The 9,201-nt window shown below is 66.9% G+C and carries 6 protein-coding genes and 2 pseudogenes; 5 read left to right on the forward strand and 3 right to left on the reverse strand.

Annotation, left to right across the window (positions count from 1 at the left end; translation table 11 throughout):
* Nucleotides 1–234 (forward strand): annotated as a pseudogene (locus ACFE99_RS18420) (GuaB3 family IMP dehydrogenase-related protein); the annotation flags it as partial.
* A 16-nt stretch (nt 235–250) separates the two neighbouring features.
* Nucleotides 251–1,984, forward strand: coding sequence for a GMC oxidoreductase (locus ACFE99_RS18425; RefSeq protein WP_375487779.1), 1,734 nt, complete (start codon nt 251–253; stop codon nt 1,982–1,984).
* A 48-nt stretch (nt 1,985–2,032) separates the two neighbouring features.
* Here ACFE99_RS18425 and ACFE99_RS18430 read toward each other — a convergent pair whose 3' ends face one another.
* On the reverse strand, nt 2,033–2,953 hold the full coding sequence (locus ACFE99_RS18430; protein ID WP_375487781.1) for a TauD/TfdA dioxygenase family protein: 921 nt from the start codon (nt 2,951–2,953) through the stop codon (nt 2,033–2,035).
* Nucleotides 2,954–3,014: 61 nt separating this feature from the next.
* On the opposite strand from ACFE99_RS18430, the gene ACFE99_RS18435 reads away from it, so the two are divergent.
* On the forward strand, nt 3,015–3,569 hold the full coding sequence (locus ACFE99_RS18435) for a TetR/AcrR family transcriptional regulator (protein WP_375487783.1): 555 nt from the start codon (nt 3,015–3,017) through the stop codon (nt 3,567–3,569).
* A 20-nt stretch (nt 3,570–3,589) separates the two neighbouring features.
* On the opposite strand, the gene ACFE99_RS18440 is transcribed toward ACFE99_RS18435, so the two are convergent.
* Together ACFE99_RS18440 and ACFE99_RS18445 are read right to left on the reverse strand one after the other, a co-directional pair.
* Nucleotides 3,590–5,998, reverse strand: a complete 2,409-nt coding sequence (locus ACFE99_RS18440; protein ID WP_375487785.1) for a glycoside hydrolase family 65 protein — start codon at nt 5,996–5,998, stop codon at nt 3,590–3,592.
* Nucleotides 5,999–6,007: 9 nt separating this feature from the next.
* Nucleotides 6,008–6,793 carry a beta-phosphoglucomutase family hydrolase gene (locus ACFE99_RS18445; protein WP_375487787.1) on the reverse strand — a complete coding sequence of 262 codons (786 nt, stop codon included), beginning with the start codon at nt 6,791–6,793 and terminating at the stop codon, nt 6,008–6,010.
* A 95-nt stretch (nt 6,794–6,888) separates the two neighbouring features.
* On the opposite strand from ACFE99_RS18445, the gene guaA reads away from it, so the two are divergent.
* Together guaA and ACFE99_RS18455 are read left to right on the forward strand one after the other, a co-directional pair.
* Nucleotides 6,889–8,445: a glutamine-hydrolyzing GMP synthase gene (gene guaA / locus ACFE99_RS18450; RefSeq protein WP_375487789.1), complete on the forward strand. Its 1,557-nt coding sequence runs from the start codon at nt 6,889–6,891 to the stop codon at nt 8,443–8,445.
* A gap of 337 nt (nt 8,446–8,782) precedes the next feature.
* Nucleotides 8,783–9,201 (forward strand): annotated as a pseudogene (locus ACFE99_RS18455) (hypothetical protein); the annotation flags it as partial.

Below are 9,201 nucleotides of genomic sequence, written 5' to 3' on the forward strand. Positions count from 1 at the left end.
CTCGCCGACGGGTGGTTCTGGCCGGCGGCGGCCGCGCACCCGTCGCTGCCGCGGGGCGCGCTGCTGCAGGTGGCGGTTGGGGAGCGGGCCCCGCTGCGGCAGGTGTTGGGCGGCCCGTCCGACGATCCGTTCGGGTCGCTGAACCTGGTCGGTGGGCTGCGCCGGTCGATGGCCAAGGCCGGCTACTGCGACCTCAAGGAATTCCAGAAGGTCGGTCTGACCGTCGGCAGCTGAAGGTTAGGCTGGGCCGATGGAACCTGACTATGACGTCTTGATCATCGGTTCGGGTTTCGGGGGCAGCGTCACCGCGCTTCGGCTGACGGAGAAGGGGTATCGCGTCGGGGTCCTCGAAGCCGGTCGCCGGTTCGCCGATCACGAGTTCGCCAAGACCTCCTGGGATCTGCGCAAATTCCTCTGGGCGCCCAAGCTGGGCTGCTATGGCATCCAGCGCATCCATCTGCTGCGCAACGTGATGATCCTCGCCGGCGCCGGCGTGGGCGGCGGATCGCTGAACTACGCGAACACCCTGTATGTGCCGCCGGAGCCGTTCTTCAACGACCGGCAGTGGTCCCACATCACCGACTGGCGCGCCGAGCTCATGCCGCACTACGAGCAGGCGCAGCGCATGCTCGGCGTGGTGCGCAACCCGACGTTCACCGACGCCGACCGCATCGTCAAGGAGGTCGCCGACGAAATGGGCTTCGGCGACACGTGGGTGCCCACTCCGGTCGGGGTGTTCTTCGGCCCGGACGGCAAGAAAGCGCCCGGCAAGACGGTGCCCGACCCGTATTTCGGCGGCGTGGGCCCAGCCCGCACAGGTTGCCGTGAAGTCGGCGAGTGTATGACGGGCTGTCGGCACGGCGCCAAGAACACTCTGGTGAAGAACTACCTCTACCTCGCGGAAAGCGCTGGTACACAAGTGCATCCGATGACCACGGTCACCGGCTTCGAGCAGCTGCCTGACGGGACGTGGCGGGTGCAGACCGTGCGCACCGGCCGCTGGGTACGTAGGCAGAAGAAGACGTTCACCGCGACGCATCTGGTGCTGGCCGCCGGCACATGGGGCACCCAGCACCTGCTGTTCAAGATGCGCGACAAGGGCAAGCTGCCCAAGCTGTCCCACCGGCTCGGCGTGCTCACCCGAACCAACTCGGAATCCATTGTCGGCGCCGGAAAGCTGGAACTCTCGCCGGATCTCGATCTTACCCATGGTGTGGCGATCACGTCGTCGATCCACCCCAGCCCCGACACCCACATCGAGCCGGTGCGCTACGGCAAAGGCTCCAATGCGATGGGACCGCTGCAGACATTGATGACCGACGGCCCCGGCCCCGAAGGAAGCGACGTACCCCGGTGGCGACAGTTGATCCGGCAGGCGCGTGAGGATCCGCGCGGCACTGTGCGGCTGCTCAATGTCCGCCAATGGAGCGAGCGGACGTTGATCGCGCTGGTGATGCAAAATCTGGACAACTCGATCACCACATTCACCAAGCGCGGGTTGTTAGGCCGCCGGTATTCGAGCAAGCAAGGCCACGGCGAGCCCAACCCCACGTGGATCCCGATCGGCAACAAGGTGACTCGACGCATCGCTGAGAAGATCGACGGCGTCGCCGGCGGCACCTGGGGAGAGCTGTTCAATATCCCGTTGACGGCGCACTTCCTGGGCGGCGCCGCGATCGGTGACAGCCCGGAAACCGGCGTCATCGACCCGTATCAGCGGATGTATGGCTATCCAACGCTGTCCGTGCACGACGGCGCCGCGGTCTCGGCGAATCTTGGTGTGAACCCGTCACTTTCGATCACCGCGCAAGCCGAGCGGGCTGCCTCCTTGTGGCCCAACAAGGGGCAGGACGAGCTACGGCCGCCCCAGGGTGAGCCCTATCGCCGCCTGGAGCCGATCGCGCCCAAACACCCCGTGGTGCCCGCCGACGCGCCGGGCGCGCTGCGGTGGCTGCCGATCGAGCCGATCAGCTCTGCGGGGTAGCGCGTCGGCGTCTGGTCAGCTCGCTGAGTCCGATTGCCCGCCTTCTCCTCAGACCGCAACCCGGTCTGCATCGGCGGCGGGCGCTGCCTCCAGCGGCGCCCCGCTGATCACCCGGCTGCGTCGCCCGTGCACATCGACGGGCACATCGCCCATCAGGGTGACGCGGTGCATGAGCCGAGGCTGGTCGTCGTAGTCGTCGACGGCGCGGTGCTGGGTGGCCCGGTTGTCCCACATCGCGACATCGCCGTGCTCCCAGTTCCATCGGATCGTGTTTTCCGGCATGGTGATTCGCCGTTGCAGCAACTCGAGCAGCACATGTGACTCGTGGCTGTCGAGACCGACGAACCCGCGCACGAAATCGCCCGCCAGCAGCGTGCGCTCACCGGTCTGCGGGTGCACCCGCACCACCGGATGCTCGGTGCGGAGATCGGGCTTTTCGAACGCTTCCCGAAATGCGCGCTGCTCGTCGGTCGCGGCGTCGGCCACGACGTAGTCGAATCGATTGCTGTGCAACGCCCACAGGCTCTCGGCAAGGCGCTTGAGCGGTTCGGACAGCGCCGCATAGGCCGCCGCAGTCGATGCCCACAGCGTCGAGCCGCCATAGCTGGGCAGCTCGACGGCCCGCAGGATCGATGCGGCCGGATAGTTGGCGACGAACGTGACGTCGGTGTGCCAGCGCGTCGCCTTGCCGTATTCGGAGTTGATCGGGGTGATGACGGGCGCGTTCTCGGCGGCGAGATACTTCGCGGCTGGGTGCCCGATCGGAATGCCCAGCAGCCGAGCGAACGCCAGCTGCTCGGCGTCGTCGAGATGGTGCTGGCCGCGGAAGAAAGTCACCCGGTGGGCCAACAGTGCCTGGTGGATTGCCTCGATCATGGTGGCGTCGAGGTCACCGCTGAGGCGCACCCCGTCCACTCGGGCGCCGATCCGGCTGCCGAGCTTGGTGATGGTAATCGGAGAAGTCGTCATTGCTGGGTCCTTGGGTGCGCGGCGTATGTAGTCGATTGACTACATACGGTACTGTAGTCATATGGCTACGGCGGTGTCAACGATGCCCGTGGGGCGAGAACAAGTTGCGGCGGCGATACTGGCGGCCGCGGCCGACCTGTTCGCCGAGCGCGGTCCGGCGGCGACGTCGATTCGCGATATCGCCGCCCGGTCAAAGGTCAACCACGGCTTGGTCTTTCGCCACTTCGGCACCAAGGAACAGTTGGTCGGGGCGGTGCTCGATCGCTTGGGCATGACGACGACCGCGTTGCTGCAGAACGGCGCGCCGGCGCCCGAGGTGGAGCAGGCTTTCGACCGGCATATGCGGGTGATGGCCCGCGCACTGCTCGACGGCTATCCGGCGGGGCAGCTGCAGACCCGGTTTCCCGGCGTGTCGCAGCTGCTGGATCAGGTTCGGCCACGCCACCACAGCGACCGCGAGGCACGCTTGGCTGTCGCCAATGCCGTTGCGCTGCAGCTGGGCTGGAGGTTATTCGAGCCGTTTTTGCGCTCAGCTGCCGGTATCGAGGAGATGGCAGACGAGGACGTGCGGCAGGCGGTGGGCACCGAAGTGGCCCGGATCATCGAACCGCACTGACCGCCACGCCGGATCGCCCGTTAGCCGTCAGCCGCTCGAGGCGACGGGCCGGTCTGCACCGCAAGTCTGCGTGAGGCCACGGTGCGCCGGTGTACCGGTTCCCGGCCCGGCGGCTGTTGCGGCGGCGGCAGCAGCGGTTCTCGGACCTGCACCGGGACGGTCGTCGGCTCTTCGGTGCTGAGCTCGAGCTCTTCGCCGGCATGCCGGATCGTCAGCTTGCCGTCGGGCCCGTCGCGCAAGGTGTAGGTGACGTCGTCGTGGGTGGCGCACACGGTCAGCCGGCACCCTTGCCAGCGCAACCGGAACCGCAGGCACGCCATGGCGTCGGGCAGGCGCGGGTTGAGCGACAAGATCGCTTCGTCGTCACGCAGGCCACCGAACCCGGCGACCAGCGCGGTCCAGGCGCCGGCCAGCGACGCCATGTGCAGCCCGTCGCGGGTGTTGTGGTGCAGGTCGCGCAGGTCGATCAGGGCCGCCTCGTAGGCGTAGTCATGAGCCAGCTCCAGGTGCCCAACCTCCGCGCACATCACCGCCTGCGTGCACGCCGACAGCGACGAGTCGCGCACTGTGCGCCGTTCGTAGTAGTCGACGTTGCGCGCCTTCTCTTCAGGCGTGAACGCGTGGCTTTGCCACTGCATCGCCAGCACCAGGTCGGCCTGCTTGATCACTTGTGCCGGGTAAAGCCGCACGTAGGGCTCGTGCAACAACAACGGATACGTGGTGTTGCGCTGAAAGTCCCATTCGGCGAAGGTGGTAAAGCCCTCGCACTGTTGGTGCACGCCCAGTTCCTCGTCATAGGGGATGTGCGCGGCGTTGGCCGCATCACGCCAGGCGGCGGTCTCCTCGGTACTGACGCCCAGCGCGCGTGACTGTTCGGGGTGGCGGGCGCACGCCTCGGCGGCGACGCGCAGGTTGTGTGCCGCCATCAAATTCGTGAACACGTTGTCGCGCATGACCGCGGTGTATTCGTCCGGGCCGGTGACGCCGTCGAGGTGCCACACGCCGTGCCGGTCATGGTGTCCGAGCGAGTGCCAGAGCCGGGCGGTCTCGATCAGGACCTCCAGCCCGCAGTGTTCCTCCAGTGAGTGGTCGCCGGTGACGATGCGGTAGCGCTCGAACGCCATGGCGATATCGGCGTTGACGTGGAAGGCCGCCGTCCCGGCTGGCCAGTAGCCCGAGCACTCCTGCCCACGGATCGTCCGCCACGGGAACGCTGCGCCTTCCAGGCCGAGTTCGGCTGCGCGATCCTTGGCCAGGTCCAGGGTCGCGGCTCTCCACCGCAGCGCATCGGCTGCCGCTTGGGGCGCGGTATAGGTGAGCACTGGAAGCACGAATCCCTCGGTGTCCCAAAACGCGTGGCCGTCATACCCGCTGCCGGTCAGTCCCTTGCCCGGGATGGCCCGAACTTCCGCCCGCGCGCTGGCTTGCAGTATGTGGAACAGCCCGAACCGCACCGCCTGCTGAACGACGGGGTCGCCCTCGACCTCCACGTCCGCGCTGTCCCAGAAGTCGTCGAGGTAGTCGCGCTGGGCGTCCAGCAACCCCTGCCATCCGCTGTAGCGTGCGCCGGTCAATGCCGCCACGGCCTGGTCGCGCAGCGCGGGACGTGACCGCAAACTCGACCACCCGTAGGCCAGGTACTTGACGATGCGCAACTTCTGCCCGGGGCGCAGTCCACAGATCACGGTGGTGCGCGCCAAATCCGGACGTGTGTCGGTGTCGTACTCGACCCGGCCGGGGACCTCGATGTCGTGGTCCATCACGGCGGACATCATCAGTCCGCTGGCCCGGGTCCGGTGCATCAGCATTGACCGCTGTCCGTTGCAGTCCTGCTCGACCGCTTCGAGTGGATTGTCCAACACCGCGGCCACGCGCGGATCACTCGAACTCTCCGGCAGGTCCTCGTTGGCGACCAGCTCTGATTGCAAAGTGACCCGGACGAATTCCTCGATGGCCTCGACCACGTACTCGATGGCCGCCACACTTCGCTGGACCAGCGACACTAGCCGGGTCGACACCACCTTCACCTGCTTGCCCGCCGGCGAGCGCCAGTGCGCGCGGCGGGTCAGTGTTCCCGCCCGCAGGTCCAGGGTTCGCTCGTGGTCGAGCAGTTCGCCATAGCGGACGTCGAACGGCTCGTCGTCGACCAGCAGCCGGATGATCTTGCCGTTGGTGACGTCGACAATGGTCTGTCCGGCCTCCGGGAACCCGTATCCCGCCTCGGCGTAGGGCAGCGGCCGCACTTCGTAGAACGAGTTCAGGTAGGTGCCCGGAATGCCGTGCGGCTCACCTTCATCCAGGTTGCCCCGTATTCCGATGTGCCCGTTGGACAACGCGAACAGCGATTCCGACTGCGCCAGCAGGTTGAAGTCCAACCGGGTTTCGCGCACCTGCCAGGGTTCGACGGGAAAGGCTTCTTCAGTGATCATGACCGCGCCCTACAGCAGGTCGGCCAGGTCGCTGACGACGACGTCGGCGCCGTTGCGGCGCAAGTCCTCGGCTTGACCCAGCCGGTCGACGCCGACCACGAAACCGAAGTTTCCGGCGCGGCCCGCAGCCACGCCGGACAGGGCGTCCTCGAACACCGCCGCCGCGCTGGGTTCGACGCCGAGCAACTCGGCCGCGCGCAGAAACGAATCCGGGGCCGGCTTTCCGGGCAGGTGCTCTTCGCGCAGCGTCACGCCGTCCACTCGCTGCTGGACGAACCGGTCGAGGCCAGTGACCTCGAGCACGTCGCGGGTGTTGGCGCTGGAGGAGACCACCGCCACCTTCAGTCCCGCGTCGGCGACCGCCTCCAGATAGCGTCGCGACCCGTCGAACACTTCGACGCCGTCCTCGTGCAGCGTCTTCTGGAAGGCGTCGTTTTTGCGGTTGCCCAGCCCGTGCACTGTCTCGGCGTCAGGGGGGTCGTCCGGTTCTCCCTCGGGCAGCTCGATACCGCGGCTGGCCAGGAAGGACCGGACCCCGTCTTCGCGTTTCTTGCCGTCCACGTATTCCCGGTAGTCCGCGACTGGGTCGAACGGTACGAACTGCTCACCGGTGCGCTCAGCACGTTCGCGAAGGTAGGCGTCGAACATGGCTTTCCAGGCCTTGGTGTGCACGTTTGCGGTGTCGGTGAGCACACCGTCGAGGTCGAACAGACAGGCGTGCACCGTCTCCGGTAAACCCAGCACAGGCAACCTCACTTCCAGCTGACGGCAGTTGCGGCGATACCACTTCACCATGCCATGCATCCCTGGGCGGCAATTTCGCGTGCACGACACCAAGTCGCTGCTTAGTGACGCCGGTTGGGTTGTCGTTGCGCCCATAGACTAAGCCGGTGGAATCAGCATCGCCCCGGCCCGTGCTGGTGGTCGACTTCGGCGCGCAGTACGCCCAGTTGATCGCCCGACGGGTGCGCGAAGCGCGCGTGTTCTCGGAGGTGATCCCCCACACCGCCTCGGTGCAGGAAATCAAGGCGCGTGACCCCCAGGCGATTGTGTTGTCCGGCGGGCCGGCCAGCGTCTACGCCGACGGCGCCCCGCAGCTCGATCCGGAACTGTTCAACCTCAATGTCCCGGTGTTCGGCATCTGCTACGGATTCCAGGCCATGGCGCAGAGCCTCGGCGGAACCGTCGCGCGCACCGGCACCAGCGAGTACGGCCGCACCGAACTGGTGGTCACCGGCGGCGATCTGCATGCCGATCTGCCTGAGACCCAGCCGGTGTGGATGAGTCACGGTGACGCCGTCACCGCTGCACCGGATGGTTTCGACGTGGTGGCCACCAGTGCGGGCTCCCCGGTGGCCGCGTTCGAGAACCGCGCCCGACGCCTGGCCGGCGTGCAGTACCACCCCGAGGTGATGCACAGCCCGCACGGTCAGCAGGTGCTCAGCCGGTTTCTGCACGAGTTCGCCGGCATCGGCGCTGAGTGGACGCCCGCCAATATCGCCGACACGCTCGTCGAGCAGGTGCGGGCGCAGATCGGCGACGGGCACGCGATCTGCGGACTGTCCGGTGGGGTGGATTCGGCGGTGGCCGCTGCGCTGGTGCAGCGCGCCATCGGTGACCGGTTGACCTGTGTGTTCGTCGACCACGGGCTGCTGCGCGCCGGTGAACGCGCGCAGGTGCAGCGCGATTTCGTTGCTGCCACCGGCGCCAACCTGGTCACGGTCGACGCGGCGACGATCTTCCTGGACGCGCTGACCGGGGTGACCAACCCCGAGGGCAAACGCAAGATCATCGGGCGGCAGTTCATCCGGGCCTTCGAGGGCGCGGTGCGCGACGTGGTGAGCCGCGATACCGAAATCGAGTTCCTGGTGCAGGGCACGCTGTATCCCGATGTGGTCGAGTCCGGGGGAGGCAGCGGCACCGCCAACATCAAAAGCCACCACAACGTCGGCGGGCTGCCCGGCGACTTGAAGTTCAAACTGGTCGAACCGCTGCGGCTGCTGTTCAAAGACGAGGTGCGCGCGGTCGGCCGGGAACTCGGGCTGCCGGAGGAAATCGTTGCGCGCCAACCATTTCCGGGCCCAGGTCTGGCGATTCGGATCGTCGGGGAAGTCACCGCGGCGCGCCTGGACACGCTGCGGCGCGCCGACGCGATCGCGCGCGAGGAGCTCTCTACAGCGGGTCTGGACAGCCAGATCTGGCAGTGCCCGGTGGTGTTGCTGGCCGACATCCGCTCAGTCGGGGTGCAGGGCGATGGCCGCACCTACGGACACCCGATCGTGCTGCGACCGGTGTCCAGTGAGGACGCCATGACCGCCGACTGGACGCGGGTGGCCTACGACGTGCTGGAGCGCATCTCGACCCGGATCACCAACGAGGTCGCCGAGGTCAACCGCGTGGTGTTGGACATCACCAGTAAACCGCCCGCCACTATCGAGTGGGAGTAGCAGCCACACTGCGGCGGGCGGCTAGCAGTTGCGCGCATCGCATCCTTCGCCCGGCGCTCTGGAGGTGGGATGGTCGTTGTGCCGCCTCATAGCGATTAGCTCGACTAACGACTGCACGGAAGTCGCTCGAAGGCGGGCAAACGGTATTGCCTTCGCCCGAGGTGAGTGACGGAGTGATCGCTGAGGCCCAAGAGGCCTGTGGGGCAGTCGAAAACGATGCCTCCTCGAGGGATCCGGAGCCCGCTTGACCTTGTCGGGGGGTCAGGTGTTTACTTCGACTATATCGAACATATATTCGAAAACAATTGGACGTTCGACCGGCCCAGGAGGGGAGATTATGACCAGCGCTCTTGCCCTCGACCAGCGGCACGGTGACCGCTTTCAGCAGCTGAAACTGCTGCGCCGGCAGATGGCGGAGGTGTCTGGGAAAGTAGGCGCCGGGCGACGTGGGTACGCCCATTCCGATGAGCTGCTACCCGAGTCGGAAACCGCGCTGCCGATACCGCAGCTGCTGGCCGAGACGCTGCCTGCCGCATTGCCGCGCGGGACGGTGGCGGTGGTCTCGGGAGCCCGGTCGCTGCTGCTGAACATGCTGGCCGCAGTGACGGCTGCCGGCGGGAACGCGGCCATCGTCGGTCAGCCGGACATTGGGCTGCTGGCCGCTGTGGAGATGGGGGCGGACCTGAGCCGGCTCGCAGTGATCCCCGATCCCGGGACCGATCCGGTGGAGGTCGCCGCGGTGCTTATGGACGGGAT

Source organism: uncultured Mycobacterium sp. (assembly GCF_964249325.1).
In the GTDB taxonomy this organism is placed as follows: Bacteria; Actinomycetota; Actinomycetes; order Mycobacteriales; family Mycobacteriaceae; genus Mycobacterium.

Bases quoted from the DNA above. Each gene is read 5' to 3' on its own strand.
- ACFE99_RS18430 (WP_375487781.1), bottom strand. From the start codon at position 2,953: ATGACGACTTCTCCGATTACCATCACCAAGCTCGGCAGCCGGATCGGC.
- ACFE99_RS18440 (WP_375487785.1), bottom strand. From the start codon at position 5,998: ATGATCACTGAAGAAGCCTTTCCCGTCGAACCCTGGCAGGTGCGCGAA.
- ACFE99_RS18445 (WP_375487787.1), bottom strand. From the start codon at position 6,793: ATGGTGAAGTGGTATCGCCGCAACTGCCGTCAGCTGGAAGTGAGGTTG.
- ACFE99_RS18425 (WP_375487779.1), top strand. From the start codon at position 251: ATGGAACCTGACTATGACGTCTTGATCATCGGTTCGGGTTTCGGGGGC.
- ACFE99_RS18435 (WP_375487783.1), top strand. From the start codon at position 3,015: ATGGCTACGGCGGTGTCAACGATGCCCGTGGGGCGAGAACAAGTTGCG.